The sequence below is a fragment of the Streptomyces sp. NPDC006314 genome (assembly GCF_040613075.1).
In the GTDB taxonomy this organism is placed as follows: domain Bacteria; phylum Actinomycetota; class Actinomycetes; order Streptomycetales; family Streptomycetaceae; genus Streptomyces.
This window is the reverse complement of the sequence record NZ_JBEXRL010000001.1, coordinates 376,326-396,752: the sequence shown is the minus strand read 5'-3', so window position 1 is coordinate 396,752 and position 20,427 is coordinate 376,326. Positions and strand designations below refer to the sequence as shown.

Below are 20,427 nucleotides of genomic sequence, written 5' to 3'. Positions count from 1 at the left end.
GTTCGGCTGGTTAGAAATCGGCCCGCCGCACAGGCCGGGCACAGCGGGAACAGGAGGTTTCCGGCCGGGAATACCCGGCCGGCTGTTCGGCGTGCCCGAAAAAGAAAGGGCACTGGACGTGAAAGTCCGATATGGGAGAATAATCTCCTGCCTTGTCGTGTCGGCGGTGGTGAGTACCACGCTGCCGCAGTTCGCATATGCCGCATCCGATCCCGGTTCCGGATCGGGCGGTGGCCACGACAAGGGCATCGTCGACACCGTCAAGGGATGGTTCGGCGACGACGAGCACGAGTCGGCCGAGCCGCCGTCGCACGACGAGCTGGAGGTCGCCGACCGGCAGAAGCTCCCCAGGGGCAGGAAGGCCCCGAAGGCCAGGCGGGTCAAGGAGCTGACGGGCAGACGCACCTCGACCGCCCGGTTCTGGCAGCTGTCCGACGGCCGTGTCGAGGCGGAGCTGTCGGCGGTGCCGACGTCGTACCGCTCGGGCCCCGGCAAGAAGGCGACCTGGAAGCCGATCGACACGACCGTCCATGCGGCGGACGCGAAGGGCTTCGACTTCGCCAACACGACCAATGAGGGCCGCAGCTGGTTCGGCTCGGACGCGGACCACCTGGTGCGTTTCCGGTCGCCCGACGGCCGTACGGTCACCCTCGGCCTGGAAGGCGCGGACGGCGTGCTGAAGCCGGCCGTCAAGGGATCGACGGTCACCTACAAGGACGCTGTCCACGGCGCCGACCTGGAGTACGGCGTCGGGCCCGGCCGGGTGAAGGAGAACATCTCCCTCACCGAACGCCCCCAGGGACCCGTGAAGTTCACCTTCACCCTGGACACCGACGGCCTGGTGCCGAGGGCCCGCAAGGACGGCTCGGTCGCGCTGTACGGCGCACTGCCCAACACCCCGGTGATGGTCATCCCCGCGCCGTTCATGACGGACGCGAAGAAGGCGGACAAGTCCGTCTTCGGCAGGACCTACAGCACCGCGGTCACGCAGAGGCTCACGAGGACCGGCAAGACCTGGAAGCTGACGGTCACGCCGGACACCAAGTGGCTGGCGTCGAAGGACCGTCAGTACCCGGTGGTGATCGACCCGACGATCACGATCGCGCCGTCCCCGTCGGACTCGCAGGACACGATGGTCCTGTCGGACCAGCCGACGACGAACTACGACACCACCTGGAAGCTGTCGGTCGGCCGTACCGGCACCGGTACGGCGCGTTCACTGATCAAGTTCCCGCTGAGCGAGATCCCCTCGGGCACGAAGATCGACTCGGCGCGTCTGGAGATGTACTTCGACCAGGCGCACACCACGGGCAACACGAACGTGCCGGTGGAGGTGCACCGGGCGACCGGCGCCTGGGACGAGACGACCGCGACCTGGAACAACACCAGCGCGCTCTCCGGTGAGCTGTCCGGCACCGGCTACCAGGTGGACGACGGCGACGCGGGCACCACGGCGGCCACCGGCAGCTGGCCCGCGTCCACCTCCACACTCACCCAGTACGCGACCGGCGGCGACTACCGCGTCAACAAGGACACGGTCGCCGGGGACACCTACACCTGGCAGCCGAACATCAAGGACGCGGGCTCCTACAAGGTCGAGGTCCACTACGTGGCCGCCGCCGACCGCGCCACCAACGCCCCGTACACCGTGACGTCCAAGACCGGATCCGCCACCTACACGGTGAACCAGCAATCCGGTACCAATGGCGTCTGGGCCGCCCTGAACGGCGGCTCGCAGATCGACTTCGCGGCCGGTACGGCGGGCAAGGTCGTCCTCGGCGACGGCCCGGCCTCCTCGACCACGGCGGTGATCGCGGACGCGGTCCGGTTCACCAACCCGGCTATGATCTACAAGAACGCCGGCGAGTACAGCCAGTGGCACAGGTTCCCGGTCACCGACACCGTGCAGCAGTGGCTGGACGGCTCCTCGGTCAACAACGGGTTCGTGCTGAAGGCCGCGGACGAGTCGACGGCCGGCCCGCTGGGCGGCCCGCGCTACGAGTCGGGTGACGGCGACTACGGCGGCGAGACCTCGACGATCCCGCGGCTGACGGTGACGTACGGCAAGGTCGGCACGACGCTGAACTCGCCGACGGTCGTCCACTCCACCGGCCCGGAGCTGAGCTGGAAGGCCTACTCCAACACCACCGGTGACCCGGGCCTGGACATCGGCGAGTACCAGCTGCACCGTTCCACGCAGCAGGCGTTCACGCCGTCCGCGGCCACCCTCGTCGCCCCGATCGACAAGTCGGCGACGACGTACACGGACACCACCGCGACACCGACGCCGGACTCCTCCTCGGCGGAGATCGGCCGGTCGTACTACTACCAGCTCGTGGTCAAGACCAAGGGCGGCCAGCTCCTCGGCTCTCCGACCCGGATCGTGGGCGTACCGAAGGCGGGCCGCACGATGCGGCTGATCCAGGGCACCGCCGGGAGCGTCACGGACACCACGCTGTCCTCGGCGACGCCGACCACCAACCTGGACACCCTCAGCCGGGACGGCGTGGGCCAGAAGTGGCTGAGCGTGGGCAACAACACGCCCACCAACACCACCGAGAAGACCCGCGCGGTCATGAAGTTCCCGACCACCGCGATCCCCACCACCGCCACGGTGCTGGAGTCACGGCTGTTCATGTGGGGCGCGGAGACCACCACCAAGACCGCCGGTGCGATCTACGAACTCCACGGGCTCAACAAGGACTTCGGCGAGACCTCCGCCACCTGGAACAGCGCCTCCACCGGCACGGCGTGGACGACGGCGGGCGGTGACTACTCGGCCACCGTCTCCGACACGGTCGCGGCGGTCTCGGACGTCGGCCGGCACTGGTGGGACGCGACCTCACTCACCCAGGGCTGGACCCGCACCCCGTCCTCCAACCACGGTGCCCTGATCAAGCTGAAGGACGAGACCTCCACGGGCCCGCAGGAGCAGACGGTGTTCCTGGCCTCGGAGACCGCCGACCAGCAGATCGGCCCGCTGCTGCGCGTCGTCTATGTCGACTCCACGACGGAGGACACGTACTACGCCCCGCAGACCCCGGCGAGGATGACCCCGAACTCGGCCTACACGGTCGACTTCACGGTCACCAACACCACCTCGAGTGCCTGGGCGAGCGGTGAGCGGGTGCTGTCCTACACCTGGAAGCTCCCGGACGGCACGGACGTGACGACCGGCGGCAACCAGCTGTCGACCGCGGTACCGGCGCTCAGCCCCGGCCAGTCGGCGACGATCCAGGCCCAGGTCAAGACCCCGATCAACAGCGACAACGGCAACAAGCGCACGGACTACGTGCTGGGCTGGGACGTCCGGAAGGTCTCCGACGGCAGCTGGCTGTCGGCGGGCACCGGCGGCATCCCCTCGCTGAAGCAGAACGTGGCGGTCGAGGACCCGAGCTCCGACTCACTGGGCATGGAGAAGTTCTACTCGTACACGGGGAAGAACACGGGTGCCGGCTCCACGGTGATGAACAACCTGGCCTCCGGCAACACCGTGTGGTCGTACAACGCGTTCTCCAACCCGGGCCGGGGACTGACGACCTTCGCCCGGTTCGCGTACAACTCGCTGGACACCTCCGACACCGTCTCGGGCCCGGGCTGGTCGGCGCAGCTGGCGGGCCCCGTCCGGCTGGGCGCGCCGCTGGACTTCCACCCCAACCCGAACGCGAACGCGACGGAGATCCGGCTGCCGGACGGCGACGGCACCACGCACGTCTTCACCAAGCAGCCCGACGGCACGTGGAAGGCCCCGGCGGGCGTCCACTACAGGATCACCATGAAGGCGAACCTGGACTGCACGCCGGACAAGGACCCGGTCCCGGACGCCTGGACGCTCCTGCGCCCGGACGGTACGCGCTTCCTCTTCGGCTGCGACGGCTACCTGACGTCGATCGTCGACAAGAACGGCAACACGCAGACGTACACGTACGAAGAACGCAAGTCGCACAACAAGCCGACGAAGTTCCTCGTGTACATCACGGACCCCGCGAGCCGTCAGTCGCTGGCCGTCGACTACTACAAGAAGGGCGACGCGAGCTACAGCTACATCGACGGCACCGGCGCCAAGGTCTCCGGCACCAGCCTGACCGACCCGGACATCTACGACCACGTGAAGTCGATCAGCGACGTCTCGGGTCGCAAGATCTCCTTCTACTACACGGTCGAGGGCCTGCTCGGTCAGTTCACCGACGGCGACGGTTCGTCCCAGCCCAAGGTCTTCAGGTTCACCTACGACGCCACCCAGGGCAACAAGAACGTCAAGCTGGTCAAGGTCACGGACCCGCGGGGTCATGGCACGCAGCTGGCGTACTACCAGCCGCAGGCGGGTGACGACCCGAAGTACCACTGGTGGACGAAGACGATCACGGACCGTCTCGGCCACGACACGGGCTTCGCCTACGCGACGGACACCGTCAACGCCAAGTTCACCGACACCACCGTCACCGACGCCGAGTCACACGCCACCAAGTACGTGACGGACGACTTCGGCCGAGGCGTCCAGACGACCAATGCCAAGTCCCAGAACATGAAGATGAGCTGGGACGCGGACAACAACGTCATCTACCTGGAGGAGAACAACGGGGCGAAGACCGCGTACTGCTACGACCAGAAGACGGGCTACCCGCTCTGGCAGCGCGACGCGGAGAACAACAAGGCGGGCGTGCCGGACCAGACGGCCACGTGCGTCCCGGACACCTCCAAGTGGCCTGCCGACACGGCGAAGTACGAGTACCAGACGCGTGCGGACGGCTATGCGGCGGACCTGTTCCGCAAGACGTCGCCGGAGGGACGGGCCTGGCAGTTCGGGTACGACGGCTTCGGCAACCTGAAGACGGTCACCGACCCCAAGGGCGTCGCGACGACCACGGCGGGGGATTACACCACGTCGTACGAGTACGACTCCTACGGTGAGCTGACCAGGGCGGCCGACGCCAACGGCCACGCCACGACCTACAGCGGTTTCGGTCCGACCGGCTACCCGGCGACGATCACGGACGCGCTGCAGAACTCGTCTTCGTACGTGTACGACGAGCGGGGCCTGGTCACCCAGGTCACCGACGCCCTCGGGAAGAAGACCACGCAGACGTACGACGTCTACGGCCGTCCGCTGGTCGGCACCGTGCCCAAGGACCAGAACGCGGGAGTCCTGATCACGGCTTCCCCGCCGGTGTACGACGAGAACGACAACGTCACCAAGGCGACCGCGCCCAACGGGGCCGTGTCGACGGCGGTGTACGACAACGCGGACCAGATCACGTCGGCGACCGCGCCGGCCAACAACAACACCGACCCGCGCACGTCGACGTACACCTACGACAAGGTCGGCAACCTGAAGACGTCGACGGAGCCCAAGGGCGCGCTGACGACGTCGGACACCACCGACTACGTCACCACGAGCAACTACAACGAGATCTACCAGCTCACGTCCGTCTCGGACTCCAAGGGCGACACGATCTCCTACGGCTACGACAGCGTCGGCAACGTCGACAAGGTCGTCGATCCGAAGAAGAACAGCACGGCCGACACGACCGACTACACGTCCACGTCCCGCTACGACCTGGATCACCGTGTCGTTCAGGTCACGGACGCGGCCGGAAAGTCCACCAAGACGTCCTACGACAAGGACGGACTGGTGGTCTCGACGACGGACAAGGAGAACCACACCAGCACCGTCACGTACGACGAGCGGGGTATGAAGACCGAGGTCAAGGTGGCGCACGACGACACCACGTACCGCACGACCCGGTTCGAGTACGACCAGGTCGGCAACACCACTCGCGTGATCACCCCGCGCGGCACGGCGACGGCCGACGCGGACGACTTCGCGCTGCGCACGACGTACGACGAACTCAACCGCCCCAAGCGGCAGTATCAGCCGTACGACCCCGACGACGCCCGTCACAACAAGTCGGACGTCTACACGGAGACCACCTACGACGCGGTCGGCCGGGTCGTGAAGACGTCGCTGCCGCCGTCGCAGGGTGAAACGGTACGCAACGCCACGACCTACACCTACTTCGACAACGGCTGGTCGAAGTCCGCCACCGACCCGTGGGACATCACCACCACGTTCGACTACAACGACGTGGGTCAGCAGGTGAAGCGAACGCTCACCTCGGCGGGCGGTTCCTCGGACCGCACCATGACGTGGTCGTACTACCCCGACGGCTCACTGAAGTCGAAGTCGGACGACGGGGTCCCGGTCGGCAAGTCGGTGGTCCTCGTGGACAACTCCGACACCCAGAACACCTCCTCGACGGGCACCTGGACGAACGGAGACATCACCGGTCAGCAGGGCTACGACCACCTGACGCACGCGGCGGGCACCGGCACCGACGCCTTCACGTGGACGCTGAACATCCCCAAGGACGGCACGTACGCCGCTTACGTGAAGTTCCCGAAGGTCACCGGCGCCGCGACGACGGCCAAGTACACGCTGACGCACGGCACGACGACTGAGCCTTCGGTGACGAAGAACCAGACGGCGGGCACCGGGACCTGGGTCAGCCTCGGGTCCTACAGCCTCAAGCAGGGCGAGGCCACCAAGCTGAAGCTGGACCAGAACAGCGGCGGCATCGTGGTCGCCGACGGCGTCAAGCTGGTGCGGGACAACTCCGGCGACACGGACGGCGAGAAGAAGTCCTTCGCCTACGCCTACGACGTCAACGGCAACATGACGTCGATCGACGACACCTCGTCCGGCGCGAAGATCGACGCCTACACGATCACCTACACCGGCCTCAACCAGGTCCAGAAGGTGACCGAGGCGCTGGCCGGCCAGGAGAAGAAGGCGACGTCGTTCACCTACGACGCCAACGGCCAGACGGAGACGGTCACACATCCCGACCAGTTCTCCAAGTACACGTACGACCTGAGGGACCTGGTCAAGACCGTCTCGGTCGGCACATCGGCCACGGACGCCTCCCCCAAGGTCTCGTCGTACACGTACACGGATCGCGGCCAGAAGCTCCGGGAGACCAAGGCCAACGGCAACACCGTCGACTACACGTACTTCCACGACGGAGTGGTCAAGACCAGCACGGAGAACAAGCCGAACGGCACACTCGTCGCCTCGCACACCTACGCCTACGACGCCAACGGCAACAAGGCGCAGGACGTCGCGAAGAAGATGAACGCCGATGACCACACGGCCTATCTCTCGTCGACCACGGACTACACCTACGACCCCGTGGACCGGCTCACCAAGCTGGTCCGCACCGGCACCGGTGCCGATACGGAGACGTACGTCCACGACGACAACGCCAACGTCATCAGCCAGACGGTCAAGAACGTCACCACGACGTACGACTACGACCGCAACCGCCTGCTGCGGGCCACCTCGGGTGGTCAGGCGTCCAACTACACCTACGACCCGTTCGGCCGGCTGGAGACGGTCACCGCCGGCGGCAAGGTCATCGAACGGAGCGTGTACGACGGCTTCGACCACGTGGTGGAGGCCCAGAAGGCGGACGGCACAGGCACGCTGAAGTCGACGACGTACACGTTCGACCCGCTGGACCGCACCGCCTCGAAGACGGCCGACGGCAAAACGACCGACTTCGACTACCTCGGCCTCTCCGGTGAGGTCCTCGGAGAGGAGGTCGCGGGCAAGCTCACGAAGTCGTACCAGTACAGCCCCTGGGGCGAGCGCCTGTCGCAGGTCACGCACAGCAGCGACGGCACGACCGAGGACGGCTACTACGGCTACAACAGCCACACCGACGTCGAGACGCTCACGAACAAGGACGGCGACACCAAGGCGACGTACGGCTACACGGCCTACGGATCCGACGAGAAATCCGAGTTCACCGGCATCGACAAGCCCGACGCCGCCGACCCCACGAAGGATGCGTACAACCCCTACCGGTTCAACTCCAAGCGCTGGGACGCCCAGTCCGGCACCTACGACATGGGCTTCCGCAACTACAGCCCGAGCCTGAACCAGTTCACCACCCGGGACATGTACAACGGGGCGCTCGCCGACATGAACCTCGGCTCCGACCCGTTCACCGGCAGCCGGTACTCCTTCGGGGGTGGCAATCCCACCTCCAACGTCGAGTTGGACGGCCACTTCGACTGCGGTGTCTGCAGCGAGGTCGCCGGCGCGGCGGGCGACTGGCTGAAGAGCGCGGCCGGAGCCGTGGAGGAAGGTGCTTCCACGGCGGTGTCGGAGGCCGGTTCGGGACTCACCCGTTTCCTTGGCCGGGCATCGGGCATCGGCACCGCGATCTACGTGTTCCTCGACACGCTCGGCTTCGACCTCGATGGCTCGTCCACCGCGTCGCGCGAGTCGGAGATCGGCGATGAGCCCAACTACGACCTGGGTCGGCTCACCACCCCCGACAAGGATGTGGAGTGGCGTCCGTACGCGGACTACGCCTTGCGGCAGGACAACTGCAGCAAGGGGCAGAGCGCGATCTACTATCTGCCGCTCGACGAGCAGGGCCGGGCGCAGGGCGGGCGTGCCTGTCTGACGGCCGGTGACTTCAACTACGAGAAGGACGACGGGTCCGAGGCGTTCCCTGGAGTCCAGTCGAAGATCTTCGGGACGCGTACGGAATTCCCGATCGACTGGTCGAACGTGCCCAAGGGCTACTACAGCCGGAGCACGGCCGACCGGAAGGGGCTCGACTACGTCCAGAGGGGCCATCTGATCGGAAAGCAGCTGGGCGGCAGCGGTACCGACAAGCGAAATCTGGTGCCTCTCTACAACGAGGTCAACAGTCCGCTGATGTCCAGCTTCGAGAACGAGGTGGCCAAACGACTCAAGGCCGGCGACAGTATCTACTACCAGGTAGACGCGAACTACACCGGGAACAATCCGATCCCGGACAGTATTTCCATCATGTGGACAAGTGTGGTCACCGGACAATCGAAGGCCATAAAAATCAGCAACGTGCCCTGACCTGCAAAGAGGTCAAGGCGTGACGGTATAGTCAGACCGTGGTACCGCCCCCGAGTGCTCATCCAGGCTCGGGGGCGGACCTGGTCTTTCCGGAAGATTCGGAGATGATGCGACATGTCACGGGTTCAGCAGCTTCTTGACACGGTAGGCCGTCAGTCGGAGCAGGTCCAGGTGGAGTGGCAGGCGGTGGAGGCGGAGCTTGGCACCGCGCTTCCGGCGGACTTCAAGGAGTTCTGCGAGGCATTCGGGCGGGGCGAGTTCAACGGTTTCCTTTACGTCTACACGTCAAAGGGCGGAACCCATCTCGAAGTCCTGGACAACTTGAGGAAACTGCGCCGAGCGCTCGAAAGCTGGCCCGATGCGGAGTCGGTCTACGAGCCGTACCGGATTTTCGAACCGGGCCAGGGCGGACTGCTGCGTTGGGGCGGAGCGGCCGCGGAGGGGTACGCCTACTACTGGCTGGTGACCGAAGAGGCTCCGGAGAACTGGCCGATCGTCGCTCGCACGGACGACACCGAGGAATGGCATCAATACGAGATGAGCGTCTCGGAGTTCGTGTACCGGATGATCACGGACACGGAGTTCAAGCCGTTCAGTTGTGCGAGCTACTCGCCGGTTCCTCATTACGAGTCCTATTCCGATGCAGAACCCGGTTCGCTGGAATAGAGCCGGAGACTCCACCCTGTGTGCGCGCCGATGCGGACGGCGATGAGGTCGAAAGGTTGTACCCGGCCTGTGACCTTTCCGTGTGGTGATGGACACACCCCTCCCCCGTGATGTTCCAGGGGCCGCTTCCGCTGGGGAAGCGGGGGACGGGATCCGCGTTCTCCCGAGTCGAGCGAAGGGGGAACAGTCCCATGGCCGAAGTACGCGAACGCGTCCCGTGTGCTGCGGAGATGCGGGCCTGTGCCGCCGTCTTCGTCTCGCGTGCCACCGCCCGCAACCGGTTGCCGCTGGACTACTCCGAGCGCAGCCTGAGGGTCATCGACTTCCTGATCGACGGCCTGCGCAAGGGCAGCGCCGACGGGGAGCGGGCGCGCGACACGCTCATGGGGCTGGGGGCCTACGTGGGTGAGGTGCTCGTGCGCCGCGCGGGGGCGGTGTGGGTGGACTTCGATGCCGGTCAGCGCGCTTACTTCGGCCAGCCGGTCGGCGTACGCATGCGGGACGGGCGGGTCTGGAACCCCCTCGGCAAGGTCGTCAACCGCTTCGCGGTCGGCGGCCCCGAGGAGTCCCTCCAGACCTTCTACCTGACGCTGCACGGGCGGGTGCGGAGAACCGCCGCATGACCGGCCGGGAGGTTTCCGCCGGGAGTTGACGGCCGGGCTGTGACATTTCCGTGAGGCCCGGCGCTGATCATCTTGGAGGGCGGAGACACGGCCAAAGCGTGTCGCACCGTGAGGGACGCGCCACACAGTGGCCATGAACTCGGCATGAACGAGGACGGTCTTGGGCCAGGGAGGGGAACGCCGCCGCCTGCAGCCGCGGGACGGGGAGCTGGGCGCCGCCGTCGCGCGGGCGCAGGACGGTGACGAGACCGCCTTCGCGGTGGCCTACCGGATCGTGCAGCCCGCCCTGCTCGGCTATCTGCGGGGCCTGGTCGGCGAGGACGCGGAGGACGTGGCGTCCGAAGCCTGGCTGGAGATCGCCCGCGATCTCGGCCGGTTCAAGGGCGACGGCGCCGGATTCCGCGGCTGGACCGCGACCATCGCCCGGCACCGCGCCCTGGACCACCTGCGCCGCCAGCGGGTACGGCCCCGGGCGGCCGCGCTCGACCAGTCCGCACTGGACCTGCCCGGCCGGCACAGCACGCACGACCAGGCCCTGGAGTCCCTGTCCACCGAGCGGGCGCTGGAGCTGGTGCGCGCACTGCCGCGGGATCAGGCCGAGGCCGTGCTGCTGCGGGTGGTCGTCGGCCTCGACGGCCCGGCCGCCGCGCGCGTCCTCGGCAAGCGCCCCGGCGCGGTCCGCACGGCCGCCCACCGGGGGCTGCGACGGCTGGCCCGGCATCTGGGCGTGCGCGACGCGGCGGACGAGGGTGTGACGGAAGGGGACCCCCGCACGCTGGGGGAGTCGGAGTGAACGGCGGCGGCCACGCGCCGTATGGATACGGGAGAAGGTCCCGGAGCCCGCACCGGGCCGGGGCATGGCGCGTATCCGGTGGGCCGGGCGTACCGGACGAGAACGGAGACGGGAAACGAACATGGGTGAACGGCACAGCGCCGGCGAGCTGCCCGGCCGCCGGCGCGCGCGCCCTGGTGCCACCGCCTCCGCCCCGGGTCAGGCCGACGCTCCCGAACGCGGCGACCAGGATCCAGCGGCCACCGGCTCCTTCGAGTTCCCCGGGTTCGAGACGCGGTTCGGCGCTGTGCTGCGCGCGGACGATGTCCTGGCCGGCTCCGAGGCCGAGCGCCGGGCCGTGGCCGCCTTCCGGGCCGCCCGCGACGCCGGAGCGCACCGGGCGCGGACGCGGGCCCGGGACGACTGGCGCCCCAGGGAACCGCGACGCGCGCGGCTCTCGCTGAAGGGCACGCTCTGCGTCGCGCTCGCGAGCCTCACGCTGGGCGGCGTCGCCGTCGCCGCGATCGGCTCGGCCGGGTCGGGCACGGCGGACGGCCGGGACACCCGGCGGCCGGCGCACCCGTCGGCGAGCGCGTCGCACGGGCCGGCCGCCGACCCGTCCCCCGGGTCCGCCGGTGCGGGCTCGGCCGCCCCGGCCGCACACCCGGGGCACCCGGACACCGCCCAGGACACCCTGGTCCACTGCCGTGCCTACGCGAAGGCCGGACACCGGGGCCACGCCCTGGAGGCGACGGCCTGGCAGCGGCTCGTCACGGCGGCCGGCGGCACGGACCGGATCGCGGCCTACTGCGCCGCCCGGACCTCTCAAGCCACCCAAGCGGCACAAGCCACCGAAACCGCGGGAGCGGCGCGCTCTCCGGGGCAGGACGCCGGCAAGGCGAGCGATGCCGGTGGCAGCGCGCATCGCGACGACGGGGGGAGCGGGAGCGGCAAACCGCGCCCGGCGGACGCCAGGGCCGACGGGAGGAAGTGAGCCCGGCCGCCCGGCCGTGCCCCGTCAAGGCAACGGCCGGGGCCGCCACCCCCCACAGGAGAGGCCCCGGCCGTCGCGCGGACGGGCCGCGCACGGCCCGTACTTTCTTCAGCGCCATGGGTGCGTTTTCTGTCACACCCGGCCACGCCGGACCTCACCCTGCGCACATCCGCAGGCGGTCACGAGTTAGTTGCATCTTTCACAGACATGGACGGGGAGCGGTTTGACGCCGTAACGTGCCTTTCGCGCCGACCGAAGACAGGCGTAAAGGGAGTGCGGTGCTGGGGGACGACGCGGAGCTGACCGCCGCAGTGCGTGCAGCACAGAACGGTGACGAGACCGCGTTCCGTACTGTGTACCGCGCGGTGCACCCACGGCTGCTCGGATACGTGCGCACGCTGGTGGGCGAACCGGACGCCGAGGACGTCGCGTCCGAGGCCTGGCTCCAGATCGCCCGGGACCTCGACCGCTTCAGCGGTGATGCCGACCGGTTCCGCGGCTGGGCCGCCCGGATCGCCCGCAACCGCGCCCTGGACCACATACGCATGCGCGGCCGCCGCCCCGCCATAGGCGGCGACGAGACGGAACTGACCGGCCGGCCCGCCGATTCCGACACGGCCGGCGAGGCCATCGAGGCCCTGGCCACCGGCAGCGCCCTCTCCCTCATCGCGCGGCTCCCGCAGGACCAGGCCGAGGCGGTCGTCCTGCGCGTGGTGGTGGGACTGGACGCCAAGACCGCCGCCGAGACGCTCGGCAAACGCGCGGGCGCGGTACGCACCGCCGCGCACCGGGGCCTGAAGCGGCTCGCGGAGCTGCTCGGCGACGATCCGGAATCGGTGGCCGTGCTCGACGCGCTGCCGGCCCAGAGGAAACCGCGTGGCCGCGCGGCGACGTCCGCAGCTGTGACGCATACGCGTGCGCGGACGCAGAAGGACATGTGATGGCCGACGAGCACTACAAGTGGCTGAACCGGAAAACGGCGGAACGTCTGCTGAGCGGTGAGTCGCTGGAAGCCGTCGACCCCTCCGCCAGTGACCAGGCCGAACGCCTCTCCCGGACGCTCGGCGCGCTGTCCGCGGAGGCGGCCCCCGGCCCCGCTGAACTCCCCGGTGAGCAGGCCGCCCTGGCCGCGTTCCGCAAGGCCCGTGAGGCGGCCGAGGCCGAGCGCCGCGCCGTCGCCTTCGCCGACGGCGCCCCCGGACGGCGCTCCGGCGGGCCCTCCCACCGTGCCGACGCGGGCCTGGTCCACATCGCCAAACCGGCCGGTACCGGAATCGCCGCCCGCCGCCCCCGCTGGGCCCGCCCGGCGCGGCTCGTCCTCGCGGCCGCCGTGGCCGCGGGCACGCTCGGCGGGGTGGCCGTCGCCGCCGGCAGCGGGGTGCTGCCCACACCGTTCCGCGACGAACCCCCCGGTCCCGCCGTCTCCACCACCGCCGGGACCTCCGGACAGCCCCTCGCCCCCGCCTCCCGGCAGGCGACGCCGGGCACCGCACCGGGCACCCCGAGCGGCAGCCCGGGCGCGACCCGCGGTGACGCCTCCGACGAGGCCGCCGGACCGGACGACGGCACGGGTCCGGGCCACGCTCCAGGCTCCGATGCCCCCTCCGCGACCCCCGGCACCGGCTGGAACGGTGCCGCCGCCGCCTGCCGTGACATCCGCGACGGCAAGGAACTGGACACCGGCCGCAGGCGCGCGCTGGAGACCCTGGCGGGCGGCTCCGCGCGCGTGAACAAGTACTGCAAGGTCGTCCTGGCCGCCGGAGGTCCCGTCCCCGGCACAGCGAACGGCGGCAGCGGCGGCAACGGCGGCAGCGGCGACGCGAACGGCGGCAGCGCCGGGGACGACGCGGGCAACGACAAGGGCGGCGGCACGGACGACGGCAAGGACAAGGGCGGCGAGAAGGGGGACGGGCAGGGCGACGACGACAGCCACCCACGTAAGGGCGGCGGCAGGGGCGGTAGCGGCGGCAAGGGCCGGCACCGCCGCGGGGCCGCGCCCGCTCCCTCCACCCTCGCCCCGGCCCACCCCGGCCAGGCCCCGACGACCCCGTCACCGAGCCCGACGTACACCGCCCTCTGATCCTCACACCGCCCTTGACCTGCGATTTTGTGATCCGCGAAAAATTCTTCGCGAGAGGTGTGACGTTTCCGGAGCCCCGGACGCAGTAATGAGTGAGCCGACTGGTCATCGGCCGTCGCACTGAGCCGGGGTTCCCCCCGTACCCACGGCTCGTGCACCTGGCGCGGGCGGGACACGTTCCCCCGGTCCCGCCCGCGCCCCGCAACGCACCGCCCTCACCGGCGGACGACTCTCACCAGTGGACGACGACCTTGTCGCCGATCCGCACCTGTGCGAAGAGCTGGGCGATCGCCGTCTCGTCCCGGACGTTCACGCACCCGTGCGAGCCACCCGCGTAACCGCGCGCCGCGAAGTCGTACGAGTAGTGCACCGCCTGGCCGCCGCTGAAGAACATCGCGTACGGCATCGGCGAGTGATAGAGGGTCGACACATGGTGCCGTGACTTCCAGTAGATGCGGAACACACCCTCGCGGGTCGGGGTGTACTGGGTGCCGAAGCGCACGGCGACGGTCGACACGGTCCGCCCGTCGACCATCCAGCGCAGCGTCCGGCTGGTCTTGCTGATGCACAGCGCCCGCCCGGTCAGGCAGCGCGGATCGGGGGCGGCGGCCGGCTGGCCACCCATCAGATACAGCTCCCACTTCCCCGGCGGACGGGTCATCGCCAGCAGCCGCTGCCAGGTCACGACGTCGGTCTCGCCGGTCCCCGGCAGCCCGCGCTTGCCCTGGAAGCCCCTGACGGCCCGCTCGGTCAGATCGTCGTACGACCCCGTCGGCCCGTCGAACAGCCAGTCCACCTGGCGCAGCCGCGCCTGGAGTTCCCGTACCCCCGGTCCGCTGTCGCCGCGCGCCCACAGGACCTGCGGCGCCGACCGGACGGGCGTGCTCGGGGCCGTCCGGGTGGCTTCGCCACTCCGGCTCGACGGCAGTCGGACGTGCACCGGCAGGCCGTGCCTGCCGTCGGTGTCGGTGGGCTGCACGGTGCAGCCGCAGAGGGCCGCGAGGGCGGCCCCCGAGGCGAGTAAGGCGGTGAGTCTGCCCGTGATCCTCATGCGGGGGATGTTTCCCCGCGTGACCGCCGCCGAACTAGGGGGCATGGTGAGGGGTAGGAGGACAGACCTCGGAGGCATCCATGGCGCGTGAGTCGGAGTCGGGCCTGCCGATCGAGCCGGTCTACGGGCCGGCCGACCTGACCGGCTGGGACCCGGCCGGAAAGCTGGGTGACCCGGGCGCGTACCCGTTCACCCGCGGGGTGTACCCGACCATGTACACCGGCCGCCCCTGGACCATGCGTCAGTACGCCGGCTTCGGCACGGCCGCGGAGTCCAACGCCCGCTACCGCCGGCTGATCGCCCACGGCACCACCGGTCTGTCCGTCGCCTTCGACCTGCCCACCCAGATGGGCCACGACTCCGACGCGCCCCTCGCCCACGGCGAGGTCGGCAAGGTCGGCGTGGCGATCGACTCGATCGAGGACATGCGGGTGCTGTTCGACGGCATTCCGCTGGACCAGGTCTCGACGTCCATGACGATCAACGCCCCGGCGGCCCTGCTGCTCCTGCTCTACCAGCTGGTGGCGGAGGAACAGGGAGTACCGGCCGACCGCCTGACGGGCACGATCCAGAACGACGTGCTGAAGGAGTACATCGCCCGGGGCACGTACATCTTCCCGCCCGGGCCATCCCTGCGCCTGACCGCCGACATCTTCGAGTACTGCACCGCCGAGATCCCGAAGTGGAACACGATCTCGATCTCCGGCTACCACATGGCGGAGGCGGGCGCCTCGCCCGCGCAGGAGATCGCGTTCACCCTCGCCGACGGCATCGAGTACGTCCGTACGGCGATCGCGGCGGGCATGGACGTCGACGAGTTCGCCCCCCGTCTGTCCTTCTTCTTCGTGGCCCGGACGGCGCTGCTGGAGGAGGTCGCCAAGTTCCGCGCGGCGCGGAGGATCTGGGCGCGGGTGATGAAGGAGGAGTTCGGCGCGAAGAACCCGAAGTCCTGGATGCTGCGCTTCCACACCCAGACGGCGGGCGTGCAACTGACCGCCCAGCAGCCGGAGGTGAACCTGGTCCGGGTGGCGGTGCAGGCGCTGGCCGCGGTCCTCGGCGGCACCCAGTCCCTGCACACCAACTCCTTCGACGAGGCGATCGCCCTGCCGACCGACAAGAGCGCGCGGTTGGCCCTGCGGACGCAGCAGGTGCTGGCGTACGAGACGGACGTGACCGCGACGGTCGACCCCTTCGCGGGCTCCTACGCGGTGGAGCGGATGACGGACGACGTGGAGGCGGCGGCCGTCGACCTGATGCGGAAGGTCGAGGACCTCGGCGGCGCGGAGGCGGCGATCGAGCGGGGTTTCCAGAAGGCCGAGATCGAACGGAACGCGTACCGCATCGCGCAGGAGACCGACTCCGGTGAGCGGGTGATGGTGGGCGTCAACCGCTTCCGGCTGGACGAGGAGGAGCCCTACGAGCCGCTGCGGGTGGACCCGGCCATCGAGGCCCGGCAGGTGGAGCGTCTGGCCGAGCTGCGGGCCGAGCGGGACCAAGGGGCGGTGGACGCGGCCCTGGACGCGCTGAAGAAGACGGCGGAGGGGGAGGACAACGTCCTGTATCCGATGAAGGAGGCGCTGCGGGCTCGGGCGACGGTGGGGGAGGTGTGCAACGCGCTGCGGGAGGTGTGGGGGAGCCACATCCCGAGCGATGCGTTCTGAGCACCCGCTCCGGAGCCGGTGCCGTACCCCTGCGCGACACTCCTTCCCGTGTTCGGCGTCATCGACCTCCCCACCTACCTCACAGGCCTCGTCCTGATCGTCCTGCTGCCCGGGCCCAACTCGCTGTACGTGCTCTCCGTGGCCGCCCGCCGCGGAGTGCGGGCCGGTTACACCGCCGCCGCCGGCGTGTGGTGCGGGGACGCCGTGCTGATGACGCTGTCCGCCGCCGGGGTCGCCTCCTGCAGAAAGTTGCAGTGCGGGGCCGTCCCACGTTACGCGAGCGGGCACGTGAGGTCGGGGTGGTGACGGTTCGGGCAGCACACCAGATTGAGCGAGACGATATTGCCCGGCCGGTTGTAGTACACCCAGCTCACGTCCACGCCGACCGGCAGGACATCCAGCACGTATTCGCGTCTCGTGTCCAGGCTCGCGTACGCCTGATGCCCGTCCTCGCGCTGCATCGGGGGGTTGTCAAGAAGGTGCTTGACCATCCAGTCGAGAGCCGCTGTGGCGTCCGTCCAGGTGCGCTCGTGGGCCGCCTGGTTCCGCTTCATCAGCCAGTGCCCGGACATCATGGGCGGCAGGTTCGAGGTCGGGAACTCGGCCATCACTTCGCGGTACCGCTGAAGGATGCGGATGGCCACCTTGTCCTCGTCCGAGGCGGGAGGAGCAGGGGGGTCAGGATGCGGAGGCCGCCGGTCGCCTTCCCGGTGGTAGCTGTCGGGCGATCCGATCCACGGGCCGTAGCCGTGGAAGTGTCCTGTCCAGCTCATGCGCGCCTTCCAAGAGGGGAGGGCGGGCCGCCCTGATGCGCGTAGGACGACCCGCCGAGGATGAGAGGTGTAGCAGGGTCAGGCGGTGAGGCCGCGGTTCTTCACCCAGCCGAGGGCGAAGTCGTCGAGCTCGGCCGCGGTGAACCGCAGCTCCTTGCCGGCGCCCTGGGGCTTGGAATCGCGGACCACGTACGAGTCGGCGGCGCCGGGGATCGCGGCGAAGTCGACGCAGCCCTCGGTGCAGGGGCCTCCGCAGAAGTTCGTCGTCTCGACGCCGTCCGCCGGCAGGTTGTAGAGGTTGCCGTTCATCGGGTAGTCCTTCCTGGTGCAACGTTGCGGAGATGCGGTCTCCGCGCCGTAGTGCACTTGCCGACCCACCCCGGCCCGGCCTTCCTGTTCCTGGCCGGGGTGGGCGCTTGGCTCCGCCCCCGAGGGGTGTTGGCCGTGGGGGAACGACCGGGGGAGTCACCTCGGGGACGGATGTTCAGGTGGTGAGTTGCCAGTAGGCCGCCATGATCAACACGGACGCCGCGATCAGGAGCCCTTGGAGAAGCCACTGGCGCCAGCCGAGCGGACGCTTGTGCTTCCCTCTGGGCCGGCCAGGATTCCGACCGCGAGAGCGGCCATGAGTCCGAGCAGGGCGATCACGTAAATCACCTGCTGCGCCTTGGGGCTCACGCTGCACCCGTCCCGCTCCTCTGGGTGTAGATCCACAGCAGTCGGCGGGTCAGGTCGGCGACCTCGCGCATGAAGAAGTAGGCCGTGAAGGTCGGGGTCTCCGCGGTGGGGCGGTTCTTCAGGTCGAGCAGCGAGTACGCCTTGCGGAATTGCTGCATGACCAGCTCGTCGTCGCCGGCGCCCAGTTCCTCGCCGAGGAGCAGTTGCAGGTGCCCGATCAAGGCCGGTGCCCTGGCGTCGATGTCGGCGCGGGTCGAGGTGCCGAGCCTCGCCGAGAGGGCGGCGTCGGTGCTGTCCTGGATCAGCTCGACGTCGATCGGTATGCCGTCCTCGGTCGACGCTGTCACTTCGAATCTGCTCGTCTCGGTCTTCACGGCGTGTCCCTCGCTGGCTGACGGCGGTTTCACCGGATGGAGACCAGCGTTCCGCGCGAAAGGCGTGCGGACCACGGCGTTCATGGGCCAGTGTTGGGACATCTCTGGGACATGGGACAGGCGGCATGGTTGGGCACGGCAAGATCCCGGGAAGGGGGCCTGCATGAGCATCGCCGACAGGCGTAGGGCTCGGGGCTTCACCCAAGAGGGGTTTGCCTTCGCGGTAGGCGTCGACCGACGCACCGTAGGCCGATGGGAGACGGGCAAATCCAAGCCCCAGCCTCCTCAGCGCTCCAAGGTCGCCGAGGTGTTACAGATGGACCTCGACGAACTCGATGCGTTGCTTACTTCAGCCAAGGTGCAGCCGAAGCCCGTACCGTCAGCGTCGAGTGCCCACCACAGCCCAGGGGACCCAGACGAGATGATCCGACGCGAGTTTCTGCGCCTCATGGCGGTGTCCGGTGCGGTCGCTGCCATACCTGCGGGCGAGGCGGAGGCCCTGGAGGACAGCGGCGACGACTTCGGGCGCATGAACGGCCATCTGTGGCAGGTCTACCAACTCGCCCGCGCCAAGCACTCGGTGTACCCGGTAGTGCAGTCTCAGCTCACTGCCTTGAACGATGCGCTGCGCGATGGGCGGGCCCAGACAGGGACGCTCTGCTTTGCGGCCGGTGACCTGTTCCAGTTGGCGGGCGAGCTGGCCTTCGACGCCAACCGGTACCACGATGCCGCCGCCTCGTACTCGCTTGCGGCCAGCGCGAGCAAGGAGGCCGGCGCCTACGACCTGTGGGCGTGCGCCCTGATCCGGAGCGCCTACGTAGACCTCTCCGAGCGCCGTTACAAGCGTGCCGCGGATACCCTTGGGGCCGCGCGCCGTGTCGCCCTGCGTGGAGACAGCAGCCTTGCGACCAAGCACTGGGCCGCAGCCGTGCAAGCTGAGGCGTTCGCCTGGCTCGGCGACTTCGACGCCTGCGAGGGGGCTCTGGACGAGGCCGAGAAGGTGGCCAGCCTGAGCGGCCAGGTGTCGAACAGCGGATGGCTGCGCTTCGATGGCTCGCGCCTGGCGGAGGAGCGAGGCGCCCGGTACTTGCAACTCAACCGACTCGGCCTGGCCGAGACCTCGTTGAAGGATGCGCTGACGCTCGCCCCTCTGGCCGCTGGCCACTCCTTCCGACGCCGGGGCGCGGTACTTGTCGACCTGGCCGCGATCGGCGCCAAGCGGAAAGACTTGGAGCAGGTCGTGCAGTATGGGCTCGAAGCCCTGCGGCTGGCGCGGACCTCCGGGTCCGGCTACGTCGCCCGTAGACTCCAGACCCTGACTTCCGAGCTGGGCACCTTGGGGTGCGACCGGCGTATCACCGAGTTGAAGGCCGAGATCGGCAGCCTGACGGCATCACGAGAGGGGAAGGCATGACGACCGAGGGCGCGCGAGTCTTTCGCGAGGCGTGGATCGCTGGAGTGCGGAAGCACTTCCCTGGTGAGCCCAAGCCGAGCTACGTAACTCCGTGGGAAGAGACGCCTGAATGGGAGCGTGAGGCTGCTGGCGCCGTGTATGAGCAGGTTCGCCAGTTCCTCAAACTGAGCGCCGGGCATGCCTCCCGCCTGTCGCGCGAGCAGAAGGGACGGTTCGTCGCGACGTGCTGGACGGCGCAGATGTTCAAGCACTTCAATGACCCGAAGCCGGGGTACGTAGCCGATTGGCCCGACCTGCCGGACTGGCAGAAGGAAACCGACTCAGACATCTTCGAGGCCATTGAGAACAGTCTGAATTGACGCCTACCGATTCGTGCTCACAAACAACCCGGCTGTGAGCCGGAGTTGAAAAGGCCTCGGCGGGGCTGCCATTCGCC

General features: G+C 68.9%; 14 protein-coding genes and 1 pseudogene. 11 read left to right on the top strand and 4 right to left on the bottom strand.

Annotated elements, in window-relative coordinates:
• Positions 1 to 169: 169 nt before the first annotated feature.
• The 7 genes from ABZ079_RS01780 to ABZ079_RS01750 all read left to right on the top strand — a co-directional run bounded on the left by ABZ079_RS01780 (position 170) and on the right by ABZ079_RS01750 (position 14,040).
• On the top strand, positions 170 to 8,905 hold the full coding sequence (locus ABZ079_RS01780) for a DNRLRE domain-containing protein (RefSeq protein ID WP_356937649.1): 8,736 nt from the start codon (positions 170 to 172) through the stop codon (positions 8,903 to 8,905).
• 114 nt (positions 8,906 to 9,019) lie between these two features.
• Positions 9,020 to 9,571 (top strand): SMI1/KNR4 family protein, encoded by a 552-nt coding sequence (locus ABZ079_RS01775; RefSeq protein WP_356937381.1) that lies wholly within the window; start codon positions 9,020 to 9,022, stop codon positions 9,569 to 9,571.
• 191 nt (positions 9,572 to 9,762) lie between these two features.
• Positions 9,763 to 10,194, top strand: a complete 432-nt coding sequence (locus ABZ079_RS01770) for a hypothetical protein (RefSeq protein WP_356937380.1) — start codon at positions 9,763 to 9,765, stop codon at positions 10,192 to 10,194.
• 160 nt (positions 10,195 to 10,354) lie between these two features.
• Positions 10,355 to 10,987, top strand: coding sequence for an RNA polymerase sigma factor (locus ABZ079_RS01765; protein WP_356937379.1), 633 nt, complete (start codon positions 10,355 to 10,357; stop codon positions 10,985 to 10,987).
• A gap of 121 nt (positions 10,988 to 11,108) precedes the next feature.
• Positions 11,109 to 11,960: a hypothetical protein gene (locus ABZ079_RS01760; RefSeq protein WP_356937377.1), complete on the top strand. Its 852-nt coding sequence runs from the start codon at positions 11,109 to 11,111 to the stop codon at positions 11,958 to 11,960.
• A 278-nt stretch (positions 11,961 to 12,238) separates the two neighbouring features.
• Positions 12,239 to 12,901, top strand: coding sequence for an RNA polymerase sigma factor (locus ABZ079_RS01755; RefSeq protein WP_356937376.1), 663 nt, complete (start codon positions 12,239 to 12,241; stop codon positions 12,899 to 12,901).
• Positions 12,901 to 14,040 carry a hypothetical protein gene (locus tag ABZ079_RS01750; RefSeq protein WP_356937375.1) on the top strand — a complete coding sequence of 380 codons (1,140 nt, stop codon included), beginning with the start codon at positions 12,901 to 12,903 and terminating at the stop codon, positions 14,038 to 14,040. The genes ABZ079_RS01755 and ABZ079_RS01750 overlap by 1 nt, the downstream gene beginning before the upstream one ends.
• Before the next feature lie 232 nt (positions 14,041 to 14,272).
• On the opposite strand, the gene ABZ079_RS01745 is transcribed toward ABZ079_RS01750, so the two are convergent.
• Entirely contained in the window at positions 14,273 to 15,091 is an 819-nt protein-coding gene (locus ABZ079_RS01745; protein ID WP_356937374.1) for a L,D-transpeptidase family protein, read from the bottom strand.
• An 80-nt stretch (positions 15,092 to 15,171) separates the two neighbouring features.
• Here ABZ079_RS01745 and ABZ079_RS01740 point away from each other — a divergent pair, with 80 nt between their 5' ends.
• Both ABZ079_RS01740 and ABZ079_RS01735 read left to right on the top strand, forming a co-directional pair.
• Entirely contained in the window at positions 15,172 to 16,752 is a 1,581-nt protein-coding gene (locus ABZ079_RS01740) for a methylmalonyl-CoA mutase family protein (RefSeq protein WP_356937373.1), read from the top strand.
• Between the two features lie 48 nt (positions 16,753 to 16,800).
• Positions 16,801 to 16,992: pseudogene (locus ABZ079_RS01735) on the top strand (LysE family transporter); the annotation flags it as partial.
• A gap of 32 nt (positions 16,993 to 17,024) precedes the next feature.
• On the opposite strand, the gene ABZ079_RS01730 reads toward ABZ079_RS01735, so the two are convergent.
• From ABZ079_RS01730 to ABZ079_RS01720, 3 genes are all read right to left on the bottom strand, one after another.
• Positions 17,025 to 17,525: a hypothetical protein gene (locus ABZ079_RS01730; RefSeq protein WP_356937372.1), complete on the bottom strand. Its 501-nt coding sequence runs from the start codon at positions 17,523 to 17,525 to the stop codon at positions 17,025 to 17,027.
• Between the two features lie 78 nt (positions 17,526 to 17,603).
• Entirely contained in the window at positions 17,604 to 17,834 is a 231-nt protein-coding gene (locus tag ABZ079_RS01725; RefSeq protein WP_356937371.1) for a DUF397 domain-containing protein, read from the bottom strand.
• A gap of 365 nt (positions 17,835 to 18,199) precedes the next feature.
• Positions 18,200 to 18,577 (bottom strand): hypothetical protein, encoded by a 378-nt coding sequence (locus ABZ079_RS01720; protein ID WP_356937370.1) that lies wholly within the window; start codon positions 18,575 to 18,577, stop codon positions 18,200 to 18,202.
• Between the two features lie 163 nt (positions 18,578 to 18,740).
• On the opposite strand from ABZ079_RS01720, the gene ABZ079_RS01715 reads away from it, so the two are divergent.
• Together ABZ079_RS01715 and ABZ079_RS01710 are read left to right on the top strand one after the other, a co-directional pair.
• Complete coding sequence (locus ABZ079_RS01715; protein WP_356937369.1) at positions 18,741 to 19,991, top strand: helix-turn-helix domain-containing protein; 1,251 nt, start codon at positions 18,741 to 18,743, stop codon at positions 19,989 to 19,991.
• Positions 19,988 to 20,350 (top strand): hypothetical protein, encoded by a 363-nt coding sequence (locus ABZ079_RS01710; protein WP_356937367.1) that lies wholly within the window; start codon positions 19,988 to 19,990, stop codon positions 20,348 to 20,350. Before ABZ079_RS01715 ends, ABZ079_RS01710 begins: the two co-directional genes overlap by 4 nt.
• Positions 20,351 to 20,427: the final 77 nt, after the last annotated feature.

Coding starts and splice junctions, on each gene's coding strand:
- ABZ079_RS01770 (WP_356937380.1), top strand. CDS start 9,763: ATGGCCGAAGTACGCGAACGCGTCCCGTGTGCTGCGGAGATGCGGGCC.
- ABZ079_RS01725 (WP_356937371.1), bottom strand. CDS start 17,834: ATGAACGGCAACCTCTACAACCTGCCGGCGGACGGCGTCGAGACGACG.
- ABZ079_RS01730 (WP_356937372.1), bottom strand. CDS start 17,525: ATGAGCTGGACAGGACACTTCCACGGCTACGGCCCGTGGATCGGATCG.
- ABZ079_RS01745 (WP_356937374.1), bottom strand. CDS start 15,091: ATGAGGATCACGGGCAGACTCACCGCCTTACTCGCCTCGGGGGCCGCC.
- ABZ079_RS01775 (WP_356937381.1), top strand. CDS start 9,020: ATGTCACGGGTTCAGCAGCTTCTTGACACGGTAGGCCGTCAGTCGGAG.
- ABZ079_RS01750 (WP_356937375.1), top strand. CDS start 12,901: ATGGCCGACGAGCACTACAAGTGGCTGAACCGGAAAACGGCGGAACGT.
- ABZ079_RS01760 (WP_356937377.1), top strand. CDS start 11,109: ATGGGTGAACGGCACAGCGCCGGCGAGCTGCCCGGCCGCCGGCGCGCG.
- ABZ079_RS01710 (WP_356937367.1), top strand. CDS start 19,988: ATGACGACCGAGGGCGCGCGAGTCTTTCGCGAGGCGTGGATCGCTGGA.
- ABZ079_RS01740 (WP_356937373.1), top strand. CDS start 15,172: ATGGCGCGTGAGTCGGAGTCGGGCCTGCCGATCGAGCCGGTCTACGGG.
- ABZ079_RS01715 (WP_356937369.1), top strand. CDS start 18,741: ATGAGCATCGCCGACAGGCGTAGGGCTCGGGGCTTCACCCAAGAGGGG.